The sequence below is a fragment of the Streptomyces sp. NBC_00102 genome, from assembly GCF_026343115.1.
In the GTDB taxonomy this organism is placed as follows: domain Bacteria; phylum Actinomycetota; class Actinomycetes; order Streptomycetales; family Streptomycetaceae; genus Streptomyces.
In genome coordinates this window covers 231142-249009 of sequence record NZ_JAPEMC010000003.1, presented here as the reverse complement: position 1 = coordinate 249009, position 17868 = coordinate 231142, and the positions used below count along the sequence as shown (strand labels likewise).

Genomic DNA, 17868 nt, shown 5'->3' with positions numbered 1-17868 from the left:
CGCCCGCAACTCTCCCTGGAGGAACCATGAACATCGTCAACATCGACGTGACCCTCCGCGACGGTGGTTACCGCAACGGCTTCAACTTCCCCCTCGACTACGCGATCGAGCACGCGCGGCTCAGCGTCGAGGCCGGATTCGACTGGGTCGAGATCGCCTACCGCAAGGGCTCGCTCCTGCCGGTGCCCAACATCGGGCTGACGGGACGCGGCGACGACGAGTTCATCGCCGCGGTGGCCCGCGAGATCGGGGCGGGCCGGGTCGCGATGATCCTGCACCCGAAGAACATCACCGAACACGACCTGCCCGCCATGTACGCCGCCGGCTCCCGGCTGGTCCGCATCATCCTGCCGTCCAAGGGGTACGAGCGCGGCCTGGAGTACATACGCCAGGCCAAGGACATCGGCTTCGAGGTCGGGGTCAACTTCGCCCGGATCAGCCAGTGGGAAGGCCGCGACGTGGTCGAGGTCGCCACCGCCGCCACCGACGCGGGGGCCGACGTCGTCTACCTCGCGGACTCCAACGGCAGCCTCTCTCCCCTGGACACCACCGACCTCACCACCCTGACCAAGTCGGTCACCGGCGGCCCGGTCGGCCTGCACGCCCACAACAACCTGGGGCTCGCCCTGTCCAACGCCATCAGCGCGGTGGCCGCGGGCGCGACCTGGATGGACTCCTCGATCCAGGGCATGGGCAAGGGCCCGGGCAACCTCATCGCCGAGCAGTGGCTCGCACACCTCGACCGCACCGACAGCGAGGCCGCCGCCCGGCTCCACCTCGGTCCCGCCCTGGAACTGGCGGACCTGCTCCTCTCCGCCATCCCCGAGGGGACCCCCTCCCTGCCGCTGCCCGACCTGGTCCTGGGCCGCTACGACCTCCCGGTCGAGCGCCGCAAGGACCTGCTGAGCGGCAGCCACCGCGAGGGCATCGCCACCGCACGCGCGCTCGCCACCGTCCGGTGACGCACACCGCAACCGCTGTTCCCGCGGCGGTCTTCGGACCGAAGGCCGCCGCGGGTCTGGCCAACCCGGCACACGCACTGGTGTTTGGACCGGTGACCCCCCGCTGGGACGGAGGAGCGTTCTTCGCCCCCGTCACCCAGGTCCTCGCCGACGCCGGCCTGCGGGTGACCGTCGTCGACACCCTCGCGCTGCGCGAGGAGGGCGACGACTCGATGGACCACCTCGTCGCCCGCTGGCGCGCACTCCTCCCCAGTTACGGCCCCATCGACCTGATCTGCGGAAACGCCCTCGGCGGTGCGGTCGCCCAGGCCCTGCTCCCCGACGTCGGCCCCGCCGCGGCCGCACTGCTCGTCTCGGGACCCGCCCGCACGGACGGGCTCCTGGAGTCCCGGCTCACCGACATCGCCGATCTGGCCGCCGACGGCCGCTCCGACTACGCACTCGCCCTCCTCGACCGGCGCGTGAGGCCCTACGGCCACGGCCCCGCCGCAGGCACCGCCGCCCCCGCACCGCACGACCCCCACGCCGGAAGCCGACTGGCCGAGGGCATGCGCCTGCTGTGCGGCACCGACGTCACGGCCGCGGTGCGGGCCCACTCCGGGCCGCTGCTGCAGATCGTCGGCAGCCACTCCCAGCTCGTCACCCAGCGCCACACCGCCGCCGCACCCCACCACCGGGTGCACATCATCGCGGGGGCCGGCATGCGCCCCCACTTCGAACGCACCGCAGAGGTGTCCGCCCTCGTCGGCACCTTCCTGCGCGAGAAGGGACTCACATGAAGAGCGTCGCGGTCCTCCCCGGCGACGGCATCGGACCGGAGGTCACCTCCGCCGCCCTCGACGCCGTGGACAGGCTCAACCTCCCCCTCGACCTCCGCTTCGGCGACATCGGCTGGGAGTGCTGGCGTGAGGAGGGCAACCCCGTCCCGCAGCGCACCTGGAAACTGCTGGAGGAGACCGACACCTGCCTCCTCGGCGCCATCACCAGCAAGCCACTGCGCGAGGCCGAGGCCGAACTGCCCCCCGGACTGCGCGGAACCGGCCTCACCTTCGTCTCTCCGGTCATCCAGCTGCGCCAGCGGCTGAACCTGTACGCCAACATCCGCCCGGTCACCGACCTGGTGGACGGGCGCTTCGACTTCACGGTGATCCGGGAGAACACCGAGGGCCTCTACGCGGGCTTCGACTTCCACGGACTGGACGACGCACTGTGGAACGCCGTCCGCGACCACCCCAACGCCCAGGCATCCGGTGCCGCCGCCACCAGCGTCACCCTGCGCCTCCAGACCGAGTTCGGCATGGACCGGCTGCTGCGCCACGGATTCGCCTACGCTCGCTCGCACGGCCACCAGCGGCTCACCCTGGTCGACAAGCCCAACGTCCTGCGCCACAGCAGCAACCATCTGCGTGAGCGGCTCGAACTGATCGCGCAGGATCATCCCGACATCGAGACCGAGATCCTCAACGTCGACGCGGTCGCCCTGTGGATGGTCCGCAGACCGGAACGGTTCGGCGTGCTGGTCGCCGAGAACATGTTCGGAGACATCCTGTCCGACCTCGGCGCGGGTGTCATGGGCGGACTCGGCCTCGCTCCCAGCGGCAACATCGGCGACCGCGGCAGCTACTTCGAACCGGTGCACGGCAGCGCCCCGGGCATGGCCGGCCAGGATCGCGCGAACCCCATGGCCATGCTCCTCGCCGTGGCCCAGATGCTCGACCACCTGGACCTGGCCGTACCCGGCGAGGAGATCAGGGCAGCGGTGCGGACGGTGGTGGCGCGCCGGACGACCGTCACCTACGACATGGGCGGAACGAGCGGCACCCAGGAGGTCGCACGGGCCGTGGCCGGGGAAATCGCCCCCGCCGGAGGCGAGGCGCAGACCACCGCTCCACGGACCGGCCAGGCGCCCTCGGACGAGGTGGTCGACCGGCTCGCCCGCCTCGACACCGCGTCCGTCTCCGACGCGCTGGACAGCCTCGGAGTCGGCGGGGTCCTCTCCGGCATCGCCCCGAGGGTGCCGGGGACCCGGGCCGCGGGCCGGGCGTTCACCGTCACGTACCAGCCCGTCGACGACACGGGGGAGGGCTTCCGCAACGCGGCCAACTACCTCGACGACGTGCCCGAGGGCTCGTTCGTCGTGGTCGACAACGCGGGCAGCACGACCTGCACCAACTGGGGCTCGCTCCTGACGGGCCTGGCGCAGCGCCGCGGGGTGCGCGGCACCGCCCTGCACGGGTCGGCCCGGGACATCGCGGAGATCCGCGCCGCCGGCTACCCGCTCTACAGCACCGGCGCCACGATGGTCAGCGGGAAGAACCGGGTGGAACTCGCGGCGACCGGGCGGGACGTCACCGTGGGCGGCGTCACCGTGCGGCCCGGCGACATCGTGGTCGCCGACGACAACGGGGTGCTGGTGGTGCCCGACGCGTACGCCGCGGAGGTCGCCGAACGCGCGGAGGGCGTGGAACGGACCGAGGGCGCCATCGGCGCCGCGGTCGCGGCAGGCCTCCGCCTCGACGAGGCCCGCCTCCGGTACGGCTACGCCAAGCCGTGGGACGGCGGCAGGCAGCCCTCCCATGCGTGAGAGGGCCCCCGTGCGTGGGACGGCCCTGGGCGAGATGGCCGCGCACGCGCTGGTAGACGTCCACTACCACGCGGGCCCCGACCTCTACGACCGACGGCTCACCTCGGCCGCCGCCGGCCGGGCGTACGCGAAGGTGGGCGGCTGGGTCGTGCTGAAGAGCCATCTCACCTCGACGGCGGCCCGCGCCTGGGAAGCCCGGCAGGAGGGGCTGCCCGTCTCCGGCACACTCGTCCTCAACGAACTGGCCGGCGGTATCCGCCCGGCCGCCGTCGAACAGGCGGTGTACGCACACGGCCCGGACACCCCCGCCCGCCTGGTCGTCCACCTGCCGACGCTGGCCGGACCCGCGCACACCTCCACGCTGCGGCGCACCTCGTTCCACCCGCTGCTCGACGTCGACCGGTGGCGGGCCGACGGCGTCCTCGCTCCCGACGGGCGGCTGCGCCAGGACGTGGGCGAGGTACTCCGCGCGGCCCGCGACCTGCCCGTCGTGCTGGCGACGGGCCACTGCGACCGGGAGGCCGCGCTGCGCGTCGTGGACGAGGCCGTGCGGCTCGGCGTACCCCGCCTCCTCCTCACCCACGCGACCCACCCCATGTCGGGCTTCACCCCCGCCGACCTGGCCGGCCTCTCCTCCGTACCGGGTCTCCACGTCGAAGTCACCGCGCTGACGCTGCTGCTGGGGCACCACGACGCCGGCCACCTCGGCGACGTCGTGCGCGCCCATCCCCGCGTGGTGTTCAGCTCCGACCTCGGGCAGCCCGACCAGCCGGACGTCGAGGAATGGCTGGACCTGCGCACGCGGTGGTTCCACGACGCGGGCCTGACGGCCCAGGAGATCGAGGACATCACCCGGTCCAACCCCGCGAACCTGCTGACGCCGTGAACCGGACCTTCACCACTCCCCACCCAGGAGCAGACATGAACGCCCGTACACCGCACGTCTCGCACGCCGCCGTGCACGCGGACATCCAGCATCTCGCCCGACTGCTGGACGAGACCCTCGTCCGCCAGGAAGGAGCGGACCTGCTCGAACTGGTCGAGAAGGTCCGCCGGCTGGCCCGCGAGGACGGCGAGTCCGCCGACGCCCTGCTGCGCGGAACCGAACTGCGGACCGCGGCCAAACTGGTCCGCGCCTTCTCCACCTACTTCCACCTGGCCAACGTCACCGAGCAGGTGCACCGGAGCCGCGAGCTGCGCACCGCCCGCGAAGGGGCGAGCGCCGCCCTCGCCCGGGTCGTGCGGCAGGCAGCGCAGGAGTCGCCGGAGGGCCTGGCCCGCGCCGTCGAACACCTCAATGTCCGGCCGGTGTTCACGGCCCACCCCACCGAGGCCGCCCGCCGTTCGGTGCTGAACAAGCTCCGCCGCATCGCCGCCCTGCTGGAGACGCCCGTCATCGAGGCCGACCGCCGCCGCCACGATCTGCGGCTCGCGGAGAACATCGACCTCATCTGGCAGACCGACGAGCTGCGCGTCGTCCGCCCCGAGCCGGCCGACGAAGCCCGCAACGCCATCTACTACCTCGACGAGCTTCACACCGGCGCGGTCGGCGACGTCCTGGAGGACCTCTCGGCCGAACTGGAGGGGGTCGGCATCGCGTTGCCGGACGGAGCCCGTCCGCTGACCTTCGGCACCTGGATCGGCGGCGACCGCGACGGCAACCCCAACGTGACGCCCGCCGTCACCTGGGACGTGCTGATCCTGCAGCACGAGCACGGCATCACCGACGCCCTCGAACTCGTCGACCAGCTGCGCGGCTTCCTGTCCCACTCCGTCCGCTACACGGGCGCGACCGAAGAGCTGCTCGAATCCCTCCAGGCCGACCTGGAGCGCCTCCCGGAGATCAGCCCGCGCTACAAGCGGCTGAACGCCGAGGAGCCGTACCGGCTCAAGGCCACCTGCATCCGCCAGAAGCTCGTCAACACCCGCGAGCGCCTCGCCAAGGGCACCGGGCACCGTCCCGGCTGCGACTACCTCGGCACCTCCGAGCTCCTCGCCGACCTCACCCTCGTCCAGACCTCGCTGCGCGAGCACCGCGGCGGGCTCTTCGCCGACGGCCGGATGGACCGCACCATCCGTACGCTGGGCGCCTTCGGCCTCCAGCTCGCCACCATGGACGTACGCGAGCACGCCGACGCCCACCACCACACCCTCGGCCAGCTCTTCGACCGGCTCGGCGAGGAGTCCTGGCGCTACAGCGACATGCCGCGCGACTACCGGCAGCGTCTGCTGGCGAAGGAACTCGTCTCCCGCCGACTGCTGGGTCCGGCGCCGCTGGACGCCGGTGGGGCGAAGACCCTCGGCGTGTTCCACACGATCAGGGAGGCGTTCGAGCGGTTCGGTCCCGAGGTCATCGAGTCGTACATCATCTCGATGTGCCAGGGCGCCGACGACGTGTTCGCGGCCGCCGTCCTCGCCCGCGAGGCGGGTCTGCTGGACCTGCACGCCGGGTGGGCGAAGATCGGCATCGTGCCGCTGCTGGAGACCACGGACGAGCTGCGCGCCGCCGACGTCATCCTCGACGAGATGCTCGCCGACCCCTCCTACCGGCGTCTGGTCTCGCTGCGCGGTGACGTCCAGGAGGTCATGCTCGGGTACTCCGACTCCTCCAAGTTCGGCGGGATCACCACCTCCCAGTGGGAGATCCACCGCGCCCAGCGCCGGCTGCGCGACGTCGCCCACCGCTACGGCGTACGCCTGCGTCTCTTCCACGGCCGCGGCGGCACCGTGGGCCGCGGTGGCGGCCCCTCGCACGACGCGATCCTCGCCCAGCCCTGGGGAACCCTGGAGGGCGAGATCAAGGTGACCGAGCAGGGCGAGGTCATCTCCGACAAGTACCTGATCCCGGCGCTGGCCCGCGAGAACCTCGAACTCACCGTCGCGGCCACCCTGCAGGCCTCCGCCCTGCACACCGCGCCGCGCCAGTCCGACGAGGCGCTGGCCCGCTGGGACGCGGCGATGGACACCGTCTCCGACGCCGCCCACTCCGCGTACCGCCGGCTGGTCGAGGACCCGGACCTGCCCGCGTACTTCCTCTCCTCCACCCCGGTCGACCAGCTCGCCGAGCTGCACCTGGGCTCGCGCCCCTCGCGCCGCCCCGACTCGGGTCTCGGCCTCGACGGACTGCGCGCCATCCCGTGGGTGTTCGGCTGGACCCAGTCCCGCCAGATCGTCCCCGGCTGGTTCGGTGTCGGCTCCGGCCTCAAGGCGCTGCGCGAAGCCGGTCTGGACACGGTCCTGGACGAGATGCACGGCCAGTGGCACTTCTTCCAGAACTTCCTGTCCAACGTCGAGATGACGCTGGCCAAGACGGACCTGCGGATCGCCCGTCACTACGTCGACACCCTGGTGCCGGACGAGCTGAAGCACGTCTTCGACGTCATCGAGGCCGAGCACGCCCTGACCGTCCAGGAGGTCCTGCGGATCACCGGGAACACCGAGCTCCTCGGTACCAGCCCGGTCCTCCAGCAGACCTTCGCCATCCGTGACGCCTACCTGGACCCGATCTCCTACCTCCAGGTCGCCCTCCTCAAGCGCCAGCGCGACGCGGCGGCGGCCGGCGAGGAAGCCGACCCGCTCCTCGCCCGCGCCCTCCTCCTCACCGTCAACGGTGTCGCCGCGGGCCTCCGCAACACCGGCTGATGCCCACCCCACCCGATGCCCCCGTCCGGCCCCTCGGCCGGACGGGGGGCGAAGGAGCCCGGCCATGACAGACCGCACATCCGTCTCCTCCCGGCCTTCCCGCCGCCGAGTACTGCGCACCGCGCTCGTCTCCGGCGCCGCACTCTCCGTCCCGCTCGCGGGCGCCCTGCCGGGGCCGGCATCCGCCGCGGACGCCCGGCCCCGCACCGGCGACGCCCCGCCCCGCACCGGCCGCCTCGGGGACCAGTCGGCCGTACGCACCCTCACGGTGGGCGACGTCCGCCTCACCTACGTCGTCGACGCGGCGATGGAACTGGACCCCGTGGGCTTCCTTCCCGCGGTCCCCGCCCTGTACTGGAAGGAGAACCCGGAGGCACTCGCCCCCTCCGGACGGATCGCCGCCTCGGCCGGCGGTGTCCTCGTGGAGCGGGGCGGCCGCCGGCTGCTGATCGACGTCGGGCTGGGCAGCAACGTGCTGGCGCCCTCGCTCGGTGTCTCCCGGGGCGGAGCGCTGCTGCGGACCCTTCGGGCGCTGCGGGTGGCACCGGAGTCCATCGACACGGTGGCCTTCACCCACCTGCACACGGACCACACCGGTCTCGGCTTCGTCCAGGGGCGCGACGGGCGGATGCGCAAGGCGTTCCCCCGCGCCGACTACCTCGTGGCGGACGCCGAGTGGGAGCCGTTCTGGAACGGTGAGGTGGAGGTCGGGGCGCCGTCCTGGGAAGGGTTCATGGTGCCCATGGCCCGTGTGCTGCGGCGGTTCGACGACGGTGCCGAGGTGTGGCCCGGCGTCACCGCGGTGATCACCCCCGGCCACAGCCCGGGGCACACGACGTACGTCATCTCGGCCGGCGGCGGACGGCGCGTCCTGGTGTTCGGCGACGCCTTCCACACACCGGCCCAGATCGCCCACCCCGAGTGGCCGTCCGGGCCGGACACGGACGTAGACGGCGTCCTGAAGGCCCGTTCGACCCTGCTGGGGCTGCTCGGTACGCCGCGCACGTACGGGTTCGCGTTCCACTTCGGCGACCAGGCCTTCGGCAGGGTCGCCCCGGCCGGCGACGGGAGCCACCGGTGGCGGCCGGTGCCCGCACGGGCCCTGCTGCCCGCCCCGATCCGCCTGCCCTGACCGTCCCGGGCGGCCCGTCGGCGCGGGCCGTCCGGGAACGGGCCGGGTTCCGCCGCACACGGAGCGGCGGAACCCGGCCCGGCTTTTCGGCCGGACCGTTTCGTCAGCCGGCTACTGCGCGCACTTCGCCTGGTCGGCCGTGGACTTGGTCACCTCCGGCGGCTTCGTGGGAGCGGTGAGGGAGACCCCCGCACCCTTGAAGTCCTTGCCGAGAGTGAGGGTCATGGCGGGCAGCCCCTGCGCGTTCTCGACGCTTTTCCCCGGCTTCATCGCCGATCCGGACAGGCCCATCAGCGCGGCGAGCTTGCGGGCCTGGTCCGCCTGGTCGGGGGCGTACTCCAGCGTCGTCTTCGCGAGTTTCTCCGGGGCGTTGGCCCCGTTCTCGGACTTGGTCACGCCCACCTCGTTCTGGAGCCACTCCACGGTCTTCCCGGCGGAGCCGCCCTCGGCGCCGCCGTTGAGGACCCGTACCCGCACGTCGCCCGCGGCGGACTGGGTGCCCTTGAGGCGGGCGGCGACCGAGGCGGCCTCTTCCTTCTTCTTCTGCTTCACCTCGGTGAGGGAGACGTCGTCGGCGATGGCCTGGAAGACCGGAGGCGCGGCCGCCTCGTTGAGGATCACCGTCACCGGGGGGTGCTCATCCGGGTTGTCGAGCACCGGCACCGTGGTGAAGGCGATGTTCTTCGTCGGGACCTTCTTCAGCTCCAGCGCCATGTCCTTGAGCGTGCTGGGCTTGCCGATGCCGGTGTCCACGGTCAGTGCCTCGGTGGTGGCTTCCGCGAGCTTCACCAGCTTGGTGGGGCTGGTGAGCGTGTCGCTGGAGGACATCTTCCGCATCAGCGAGCCGAGGAACTGCTGCTGCACCCCGATGCGGTCGAGGTCGCCCTTGTTGCCGAAGCTGTGCCGGGTGCGGAGGAAGGCCAGCGCCTGCTCGCCCTGGATGGTGTGCGTCCCCTTGCCGAGTTTCAGGTGCGAGTCGGGGTCGTCGACGTCCTTGGCGAGGCACACGTCGACCCCTTCGACCGCGGTCGTCAGCGTCTTCACCGCGTTGAAGTCGGCCATCATGAAGTGGTCCACCGTGATGCCGGTGGTCTCCTTGACCGTACGCATGGTGCAGCCCGGGTCTCGGCCGTCCTGGCCGAGACTGGTGTTGAAGCGGACGTGCTGCGTCCCCGGCACGATCTTCTCGGTGCCGTCCTTCTGCTTGGTCGGGCAGTCGGGCACGTCGACGATGAGGTCGCGCGGGATGCTCAGCGCCGTCGCGTTCGTCCGGTCCTCGGAGACGTGCAGCAGGATGTTGGTGTCGGCGTGGCCGACGCTGCCGCTGTCGCCGTAACCCTCGTTGCCGGCGCCGGTCCGCTTGTCGGTGCCGATGATCAGTATGTTGAAGGCCTTGTCCTTGCTGAAGCCGGCGGCCCCGGCGTCGCCCACGTCCGTGGTCGTGACGTTGCCCTCCAGGTGCTTGAGGTAGGCGTACCCGGCGGCGGAGACGGCCACCAGGACGAGCGCCATCGTGCCGCCGGTCCAGAGCAGAACGCGCTTGGTCCTCGGCTTCCGCTTGTTCCGCGCCCCCCGGCGCCCGGGCGGCTCGTCGGGAGCTCCCCGGCGCCTGCGGGGCGCCGGAAGACCGGCGGGCGACTCCGTACGGCCCGGAGCCCGGGTGTCCCGCTCCGGCCCGGCCTGTGTCCGGCCGGAGCCGCCGCCCCCACCCCGGACCGGCCCCCGCGGGCTCGGAACACCCGTTCTGCCCGGTTGCGGTGCGGAAGGGGTCAGTCGCAGTTCGTATTCGCCGGTGCTCGGGTTGAGCACCCACTGGTCTGCGGGGTCGATGTCGTCCGCCCGCCCACGGCCTTGCGCGTCCACGGTTGTCCGAATCCTCCGTCGGGGCCACGCGGCGCCTTCCCCCTGAAGACGCTCGGGTCTCGTACAAGGTGTCACCAGACACATGACTTCGGGATTGCCCCCGTGGCCGGTGCACCGGATCGCTCACCCTATCCGCCTGGATCGGCGCGGGGCCAAGACGGGCAAACTCTTGACGCCCCCGTATCAGGGCAATTCGCGTGAAAGTGCCCGATGAGCGCTCGTCGCCTTGGCCATTGCCCTACTGAGAGCACCGATTTCGAACGAAGGCCCTGGCCCCGCACGGCACCGCCCGATCGCGTCCCGCCGGGATGCGGACCGGCGGCGGGGCGTGCAGCGTGGGGGAGTGGTGCAGTCGAGGAGTGTGCAGTGGATCCCCGCCATCGTCATCGTGCTGGCGGTCGTCGTCGACCTGATCACCCCGCAGGACGTGACCTCGGCCCCCCTGCTCATCGCCGCACCGGTCTTCGCGGGCCCCCTGCTGCGGCCCCGGGGAATCATCCTGACCGGGCTCGTCTCGATGGCCGTGCACGCGGTCCTCGCCCGCGTCGACGGCACCTTCGGCTGGCGCCGGGGAGTGGCGAACCAGCTCACCCTGCTGGCCGTGACCGTACTGGCGCTCTTCATCAACCGGAGGCTGGACCGACAGTACGCCCACACCGTGCGCGCCAGGCAGGTCGCGTTCGTGGCCCAGCGCGCGGTCCTGCCCGACCCGCCCGAGCGGATCGGGTCCCTGCGGGTCGCGGCACGCTACGTACCCGCCGAGGACGAGGCGCTCATCGGAGGCGACCTCTACGTCGTCCAGCACACCCCGCACGGCATCCGCGCACTCATCGGCGACGTTCGGGGCAAGGGCCTCGGCGCGGTCAGCGCCGTCTGTTCCGACCTCGGCGCCTTCCGGTACGCCGCCGACGAGGCGGAGGACCTCGCCGCCCTGGCCCACGCCATGGAACGGGCCCTCACCCGGGAGGGCGACCGCCGAGGCGGACTGGAACGGGCCGAGGGGTTCACGACGGGCCTGCTCGCCGAATTCGCCCTCGACCTCTCCTCCGTACGCCTCGTCAACCGGGGACATCCACCGCCGGTACTGCTCGACGTGCAGGGCACCGCCACACTGCTCGAACCCTCCGAGGAAGCACCTCCACTGGGCATCGGAGCGATCCAGGACTGGACCGCTCCCATCGACACCTTCGATTTCCCGCCGGGCGCCACCCTCGTCCTCTACACCGACGGCGTCAGCGAGTCCCGGGACAGCACCGGCACCTTCTACGACGCCACCCAGCGACTGCCCGTCCTCGCCAGACGCCGCATCGCCCTGGGCGACCCCGTCGCCCCAGGACAGATCCTCGACGCGCTGATCCGCGACGTCCGCCGCCACACCGGCGACCGGCCGCAGGACGACCAGGCCCTGCTCGCCCTGTACCGGCCCCCGGAGGCAACTTTTCGGTGGTAACCGGTTTCGGTCCCCGGCTGTCGGTCACCCGAGAACCGGAGACGAAAACACGCAACCGGCCACCGGAAGTGGGAACCATGGAGAACTGGCGCACACGAGCGGCCTGCCGCGAGGAGGACCCGGACCTTTTCTTCCCGATCGGGAGCACCGGGCCCGCACTCGTCCAGACCGAGGACGCCAAGGCGGTCTGCCGCACCTGCCCCGTACGGGAGCAGTGTCTGCGATGGGCTCTCGACAACAACCAGGACGCGGGGGTGTGGGGCGGCCTCGCGGAGGACGAACGGCGTGCGCTCAAGCGCCGCGACCGCCGCAAGGCCGGGCAGCGCGGCTGAGGAGCGGGCCGAGGGGACGGTCCGAGGACCCGGCTGTTACCGTCCGGATGCCGTGCGCGGCCCCCGGGCGGGTACACGATGAGCCATGGACCTCACCGCTTGGCTCGTCATCGGCGCCGTCGCCGCGCTGCTCACCATGGGTGTCGCCGCCGTCCTGCTGGTGCGCGTCGTACGTGCCCGCAAACTCCTCACCGACGCGGGGATTCCGCTCCGGTCCAAAGCCCTGTTCTGGGCCGCGGTGATCTACACGATCTCACCGGTCGACCTCATCCCCGACCCCGTCTACCTCGACGACATCGGCTTCCTCCTCGTCGCCCTCCGCTCCCTGCACTCGGCCGCGAGCGCGGCCGGCGTCGGGGTACGGGCGAGCCGTGCCGGACGGCGGAGCCCCGAGAAGACGCTGCCGAGGGCGACGCCCGACGGCGGCTGAGCGGTACGGGCGGAGTCGGCAGGGGGCAGGCCCGGGGCGGTCGGATCCGCGGATCCGCGAGCGGATTCGTGAAGGCTCGGAGGGCGGCAACCTTTGTGCGGCCGGGGGCGACTGACCTGTGCAACCCGTCACCCGCCCCCGGCCGAAAGTGCGAACCGTGAACCCCACATCCGCTTCAGCCCGTTCCCCCCACTCACGAGGCAGGCGTCGCCGGACCGCCCGGACCCGCGCGCTGATCAGCTCGCTGGCCGCCGGACTCCTCGCCGCCGCCGGCCTCGTCGCCGCGGGCCAGACCTCGCACGCCGCGACCCTGCGGCAGGCCGAGGCACTGGACCGGGGCGTCGTCAGCGTGCACACCGACACCGGCAACCTCATCAGCTGGCGCTGGCTCGGCACGGACCCCGACGCCGTCGCGTTCAACGTCTACCGGGCCGGCACCAAGGTCAACGCCTCGCCCATCACCGGCTCGACCAACTACTTCCACGCCGGCGCACCCGCCACCGCGGACTACACCGTCCGCGCCGTGGTCGGCGGCGTCGAACAGGCCGACTCCGTCCACGCCATCCAGTTCCGCACCGGATACAAGGACGTGCCGATCAGCCCGCCCGCCGGCGGCACCACTCCGGACGGCGTCGCCTACACCTACGAGGCCAACGACGCCTCCGTCGGCGACCTGGACGGCGACGGAGCCCTCGACTTCGTCCTCAAGTGGCAGCCCACCAACGCCAAGGACAACTCGCAGTCCGGCTACACCGGCAACACCATCGTCGACGGCATCAAACTCGACGGAACCCGGCTCTGGCGCGTCGACCTCGGCCGCAACATCCGCTCCGGCGCGCACTACACGCAGTTCCAGGTGTACGACTACGACGGCGACGGCGAGGCCGAGGTCGCCATGAAGACCTCGGACGGCACCGTCGACGGCAAAGGAACCACCATCGGCAGCGCCTCCGCCGACTACCGCAACTCCTCCGGGTACGTCCTCACCGGACCCGAGTACCTGACCATGTTCAACGGCCGTACGGGCGCCGCCATGGGCTCGGTCGACTACGTCCCCGCGCGCGGCACCGTCTCCTCGTGGGGCGACTCGTACGGCAACCGGGTCGACCGCTTCCTCGCCGGAACCGCCTACCTCGACGGCTCCCGGCCCTCCCTGATCATGGCGCGCGGCTACTACACGCGTACCGTCATCGCCGCCTGGGACTGGCGGGGCGGCGCCTTCACCCGGCGGTGGACGTTCGACACCAACAGTTCCACCAACACCGGCCGGGGCTACGACGGCCAGGGCAACCACCAGCTGTCCGTCGCCGACGTCGACGCGGACGGCAAGGACGAGATCGTGTACGGCGCCATGGCCGTGGACGACAACGGCGCCTCCCTCTGGACCACCAAGAACGGCCACGGCGACGCCCAGCACGTCGGCGACCTCGACCCCTCCCGCGCGGGTCTGGAGGAGTTCAAGGTGGACGAGGACAGCTCGAAACCCTCGTCCTGGATGGCCGACGCGCGCACCGGACAGATCCTCTGGTCGACCCCGTCCAACGGTGACAACGGCCGTGGCGTCTCCGGCGACATCTGGTCCGGCAGCCCCGGCGCCGAGTCCTGGTCCTCGGCCGCGGACGGTGTACGCAGCCCCTCCGGCGCCGTGGTCGCCTCCCGCAAACCGTCCAGCACCAACTTCCTGACCTGGTGGGACGGCGACACCACCCGCGAACTGCTCGACTCCACCCACATCGACAAGTACGGCACCTCGTCCGACACCCGGCTGCTCACCGGCGACTCCGTACACGCCAACAACGGTACGAAGGCCACCCCCGCGATCTCCGGAGACCTATTCGGGGACTGGCGCGAGGAGGTCGTCTGGCCGACGACGAACAACACCGCCCTGCGCATCTACTCCACGCCGTACGAGACCACCACCCGGATCACCACGCTGCTCCACGACACCCAGTACCGCACCGCGCTTGCGTGGCAGAACACCGCCTACAATCAGCCGCCGCACCCGAGCTTCGCCATCGGCAACGGGATGCCGACGCCGCCGCGGCCGGCCATCACGACGCCGTAGGACACCTCGGCGGGGAGGCGGTCGGAGTCATCGACTCCGACCGCCACTTCCCTGCCGGACAAGTGCCTGGGGAGCATCCGGGGAGATCCATCACGGAGCGAGCACCTGGCCCCCTCGTCCCCTCGGCTATGCGGGCATGGGATCAACCTTGGAACACGACGGCCCATTCATTCGGGAAGACGGCCGGGTCTTCATGGCCGAGGGTGAGGCGGACGGCTTTGGCAGCACGCCTTCAGGGGCGCCAGGTCACGAGGTAGTCCGGGTGCCCGGAGTAGGGCAGCGCCAGGTGGCTCGCGGCCAGCAGCACCGCGGAGCGCTCCGCGGCGGCCGAGTAGCGGTTGGCCGAGTCCGGCAGCGCGAAGCTCGCCTCCGGCTCCTCGTACCTCCTCAGAAGCTCTCGCACCGCCTCGATCTCCCGCAGGGTGTGCGCCGGGTCGTGCAGTGCGATGTGCTCGGCGCGTGCGGCGTCCTCGTCGGAACCGCCGATTTCGGGCCCGGTCGTCGCGAGGGGCGGGACGTCGTCCGCGAAGGCGTCCGTCACGGCGTACACCCCTGTGCCCAGTGCCTGCCACGACGGGGCAGTGCGCCCTCCGCTCGCCGCGAGCGCCGCCGCCTCGCGCTCGGCGAGTCGGGCGAGGAGGAAGGCCACCAGGGCGTCAGACATGGCTCGGGTCCTCGCTGTGGCTGCGGTGGGCGACTTGCATGCGGGTGAGCTTCCGGTAGTCGCTCGACGGACGGTTCATGGTCGCAGTATGCCCTCGGGGTGCCAGGGAGGACGCCCGCGGTCGTCGGTGGGCCGTCGTGGGACGCCGGTACGCCATGCGCTCACTTGTCCGGCAGGTCTGCTTGGGAGGGGCGTTCGATCCGCCCCGTGGACAACGCCAGGAATTCGCTGTGCCGTTCGGGCCCCAGGTGGAAGCGCGCCGGCCCGACGAACTCCTCGGGGCCGTCCGGTGTCTGGCCGGTCTCCTCCCGCAGTTCGCGCCAGGCCGCAGCGCGCCGTGTCCCGCCCGGCTCGATCATGCCGCCCGGCAGCTTCCAGGACCGCCGGTACCTGTCGTGGACGAGCAGCACCCGGCTGCCGAACCAGAGTGCCAACAGCGCCGCGGGCATAGGCCGGTGAGCCGTGGTGAGGATGTCCTCGGGGCCGTATGCGAAGGAGACCAGGGCCTGGCCGGTGGCCTCGGCGGCGAGCGGGTCCCGGGCGGGTCCGTCGCCCTCGGGTGCGCTCGGGGCGCTGTCGGGCACGGGGCGAGGATGCCCGCCCGTTCCGCCGCTCACGCGCCCGGTGGTTTCCGGGCTTTCCCGGGACGGGGGAACGGGGTGTACGCCCTCAGCGGCCGATCGTCGCCACGACGACCTTCCCGCCGCCCTCCCTGCTCCGCACCTGCACGTCGTGGGCGAGGCGCCGGATCATGGGCCAGCCGAAGCCTCCGGTCCGGCCCGTGAGGTCGGGCGTACGGTCCTGGGGGTGGGCGGAGCTGGGGTCGGACACCCGGATCTGCAGGACCCTGCGGTCCGCGGCGAACCGGAGCGCTGTCACACCCCCGGCGTGGCGGATCGCGTTGGTCACCAGCTCCGACACCAGCAGGAGCAGGTTCTGGACCGTATCGGCGCGGGGCGGTGGATCGAGCCGTTCGAGAAAGGCGGCGATGGCGTCCCGGGCTTCGGCGGCGCGTTGCGGGCGGCAGACGAATTCGAGCCGTGAGTCGGTCGATCCATGGGATGGGGAGTCTTTGGTCAGAACCTGTTGGTGCATGTGAATTACCCCGTCAAGAGAATTCCGTGGTCCGTCTTCGCGTACCCAGGACGAAACGGTTCAAGGGGGCGTTCCCGTTGATCGGTTGCGGAGAGTGTGCGGAAATGTGCGGGGCGCGTGAAGCCGCTCGGAGTGCATGGGGTGATCGGCCGCAGGGAGCGCATCGTGCCTGCTCGCGATGGTGGCGATGGAGTCGGATGGTGGACTGCGGGAAATCCTTCGAATGAGGAGGTGTGCTCTTCCGAGGCGCGGGCACATGAGTGGTCGGAGGTAATAATCATGGTCCCGCTTCTTCTTGTTCTGCTTCTTGCGCTCATTCTCTTCGGTGCCGGATTCGCGCTGAACATTCTGTGGTGGATCGCCGTGATCGTGCTGGTGGTGTGGCTGCTGGGCTTTGTCGTGCGCCCGGCTTCCGGCAGCCGGAAGGGACGCTGGTACCGCTGGTGAGGAATCCGGTCCCGTATGTATTGACGGGGTGGATTCCTGGCCCACTACCGGTCCGTGGGCGGCCCCGGTGACATGACGTCACCGGGGCCGCCCACGTTCCGTGTCCGGCGTCGGCCGATCGCGGCATCCGTGATCTCACGGGGGAGGGGTGAGCAGTTCCGAGAGGTGCGCGGCGAAGTCGGTGACGCGGTCGCGCTCCGGTCCGTCGCGGGCGACGCGGTAGCCGTGGCGGATTCCCCGGTAAGTGGCGGTGACCGCGTGCCACTGGGCCCAGCGGCGGGTGCGTTCGCGATCGAGCTCCGCCGCCTCCGTGTAGATGTCCAGTGCGCGGTCCACCGCCCGGCCGAAGTCGTCCGACCCGAGGAGGGCGAAGGCCCTCGACTTCAGGAAGGTCCCCGCGTCGTAGGCGGGATCGCCGGCGTACCCCTTGGGGTCGACCGCGAGCCACGGCTCGCGGTCTGCGCGCAGGATGTTCCTGCCGTGCAGATCGCCGTGGACGACCGTGTCCGGCTGGCACCGGCCGAACTCCCGGACGGTCGCCCGTGCGTGATCCCCCACCCGGCCCGGCACCGCGTCCGGCATCAGTTCGGCGTGGGTGCGCAGCTCCTCCTCCCAACGGTCCGCCCGTTCTCGCAGCCGGGGCAGACCGGCCGGAGCGGGAACGGCGAGCCTGCGGCTGAGGGCGCCGGCGACGGCCGCGACCGTGTCGCCCGACTCCGACTCCGCCAGGGTGGACTTCCCCACCCGTTCGAGGAGCATGGCGAACCGCTCGTCGTCCCGTTCGTGGAGCAGCACGGCACCGCGACCGCGCCATGCCGCGAGGCCGTCGGGTTCGTGGACGTTGCCCGGGTGGGGGAAGGACACCTTGATCACGGCCGCCCCCTCGGACCGCCGCCGGACCGGCACGACGACTCCGACGCCGCCGTGCGTGATCGGTCCGTCCGGGACGCAGCTCCACCGGTCGAGCAATCCGTCGACCAGTAAGGGGAGTCTGTCGAGCCAGGCTCTCCCGTGTGCGCCTTCGCGTCCGACGGTGGTTCGGGCGAAGGCCTCCGGGATCTCGATCATCCTTCGAGGGTAGGTGGGTCTCGCGCGTTGCCGGCGGACTTCGCGGAGGTGCGGTCGGACGGGCGCAGGCGGGTCGGTCTGCGGTTGCCGGACGGGTGTCGCCGACGGCTCCGAAACCTTGCGAGGATGAACGG

The 17868-nt window shown here is 71.6% G+C and carries 16 protein-coding genes; 11 read left to right on the top strand and 5 right to left on the bottom strand.

Annotated elements, in window-relative coordinates; genetic code table 11:
• The first annotated feature begins 26 nt into the window (after positions 1-26).
• The 6 genes from OHA55_RS31675 to OHA55_RS31650 all read left to right on the top strand — a co-directional run bounded on the left by OHA55_RS31675 (position 27) and on the right by OHA55_RS31650 (position 8320).
• The gene (locus OHA55_RS31675; protein WP_266713017.1) at positions 27-962 is read left to right on the top strand and encodes a hypothetical protein; all 936 of its coding nucleotides are present in this window, start codon (positions 27-29) and stop codon (positions 960-962) included.
• Positions 959-1741 (top strand): alpha/beta fold hydrolase, encoded by a 783-nt coding sequence (locus OHA55_RS31670; protein WP_266713015.1) that lies wholly within the window; start codon positions 959-961, stop codon positions 1739-1741. The genes OHA55_RS31675 and OHA55_RS31670 overlap by 4 nt, the downstream gene beginning before the upstream one ends.
• A complete protein-coding gene (locus OHA55_RS31665) occupies positions 1738-3546 on the top strand; it encodes an isocitrate/isopropylmalate family dehydrogenase (RefSeq protein ID WP_266713013.1) in 1809 nt (602 codons plus the stop codon). Before OHA55_RS31670 ends, OHA55_RS31665 begins: the two co-directional genes overlap by 4 nt.
• Positions 3539-4432 (top strand): DUF6282 family protein, encoded by an 894-nt coding sequence (locus tag OHA55_RS31660; protein WP_266713011.1) that lies wholly within the window; start codon positions 3539-3541, stop codon positions 4430-4432. The genes OHA55_RS31665 and OHA55_RS31660 overlap by 8 nt, the downstream gene beginning before the upstream one ends.
• 35 nt (positions 4433-4467) lie before the next feature.
• Positions 4468-7188 (top strand): phosphoenolpyruvate carboxylase, encoded by a 2721-nt coding sequence (ppc, locus tag OHA55_RS31655; protein WP_266713009.1) that lies wholly within the window; start codon positions 4468-4470, stop codon positions 7186-7188.
• A gap of 64 nt (positions 7189-7252) precedes the next feature.
• Positions 7253-8320 (top strand): MBL fold metallo-hydrolase, encoded by a 1068-nt coding sequence (locus tag OHA55_RS31650; RefSeq protein ID WP_266713007.1) that lies wholly within the window; start codon positions 7253-7255, stop codon positions 8318-8320.
• A gap of 111 nt (positions 8321-8431) precedes the next feature.
• Here the strand turns inward: OHA55_RS31650 and OHA55_RS31645 are convergent, their stop codons facing one another.
• Positions 8432-10183 (bottom strand): LCP family protein, encoded by a 1752-nt coding sequence (locus OHA55_RS31645; protein WP_266713005.1) that lies wholly within the window; start codon positions 10181-10183, stop codon positions 8432-8434.
• A gap of 343 nt (positions 10184-10526) precedes the next feature.
• Here OHA55_RS31645 and OHA55_RS31640 point away from each other — a divergent pair, with 343 nt between their 5' ends.
• The 4 genes from OHA55_RS31640 to OHA55_RS31625 all read left to right on the top strand — a co-directional run bounded on the left by OHA55_RS31640 (position 10527) and on the right by OHA55_RS31625 (position 14460).
• Positions 10527-11633, top strand: coding sequence for a PP2C family protein-serine/threonine phosphatase (locus OHA55_RS31640; RefSeq protein ID WP_266713003.1), 1107 nt, complete (start codon positions 10527-10529; stop codon positions 11631-11633).
• Positions 11634-11710: 77 nt separating this feature from the next.
• Positions 11711-11965 (top strand): WhiB family transcriptional regulator, encoded by a 255-nt coding sequence (locus OHA55_RS31635; protein ID WP_266713001.1) that lies wholly within the window; start codon positions 11711-11713, stop codon positions 11963-11965.
• An 85-nt stretch (positions 11966-12050) separates the two neighbouring features.
• On the top strand, positions 12051-12395 hold the full coding sequence (locus tag OHA55_RS31630) for a YkvA family protein (protein ID WP_266712999.1): 345 nt from the start codon (positions 12051-12053) through the stop codon (positions 12393-12395).
• A 232-nt stretch (positions 12396-12627) separates the two neighbouring features.
• Entirely contained in the window at positions 12628-14460 is a 1833-nt protein-coding gene (locus OHA55_RS31625) for a rhamnogalacturonan lyase (protein ID WP_323180535.1), read from the top strand.
• A gap of 232 nt (positions 14461-14692) precedes the next feature.
• Here the strand turns inward: OHA55_RS31625 and OHA55_RS31620 are convergent, their stop codons facing one another.
• The 3 genes from OHA55_RS31620 to OHA55_RS31610 form a co-directional block, all read right to left on the bottom strand.
• Positions 14693-15124, bottom strand: a complete 432-nt coding sequence (locus OHA55_RS31620) for a DUF6221 family protein (protein ID WP_266712997.1) — start codon at positions 15122-15124, stop codon at positions 14693-14695.
• A 161-nt stretch (positions 15125-15285) separates the two neighbouring features.
• Positions 15286-15708, bottom strand: coding sequence for an NUDIX hydrolase (locus OHA55_RS31615; RefSeq protein WP_266712995.1), 423 nt, complete (start codon positions 15706-15708; stop codon positions 15286-15288).
• An 85-nt stretch (positions 15709-15793) separates the two neighbouring features.
• Entirely contained in the window at positions 15794-16219 is a 426-nt protein-coding gene (locus OHA55_RS31610) for an ATP-binding protein (RefSeq protein ID WP_266712993.1), read from the bottom strand.
• Between the two features lie 279 nt (positions 16220-16498).
• On the opposite strand from OHA55_RS31610, the gene OHA55_RS31605 reads away from it, so the two are divergent.
• Positions 16499-16666 (top strand): hydrophobic protein, encoded by a 168-nt coding sequence (locus tag OHA55_RS31605; RefSeq protein WP_266712991.1) that lies wholly within the window; start codon positions 16499-16501, stop codon positions 16664-16666.
• A 135-nt stretch (positions 16667-16801) separates the two neighbouring features.
• Here the strand turns inward: OHA55_RS31605 and OHA55_RS31600 are convergent, their stop codons facing one another.
• Positions 16802-17734, bottom strand: coding sequence for an aminoglycoside phosphotransferase family protein (locus tag OHA55_RS31600; protein ID WP_266712989.1), 933 nt, complete (start codon positions 17732-17734; stop codon positions 16802-16804).
• Positions 17735-17868: the final 134 nt, after the last annotated feature.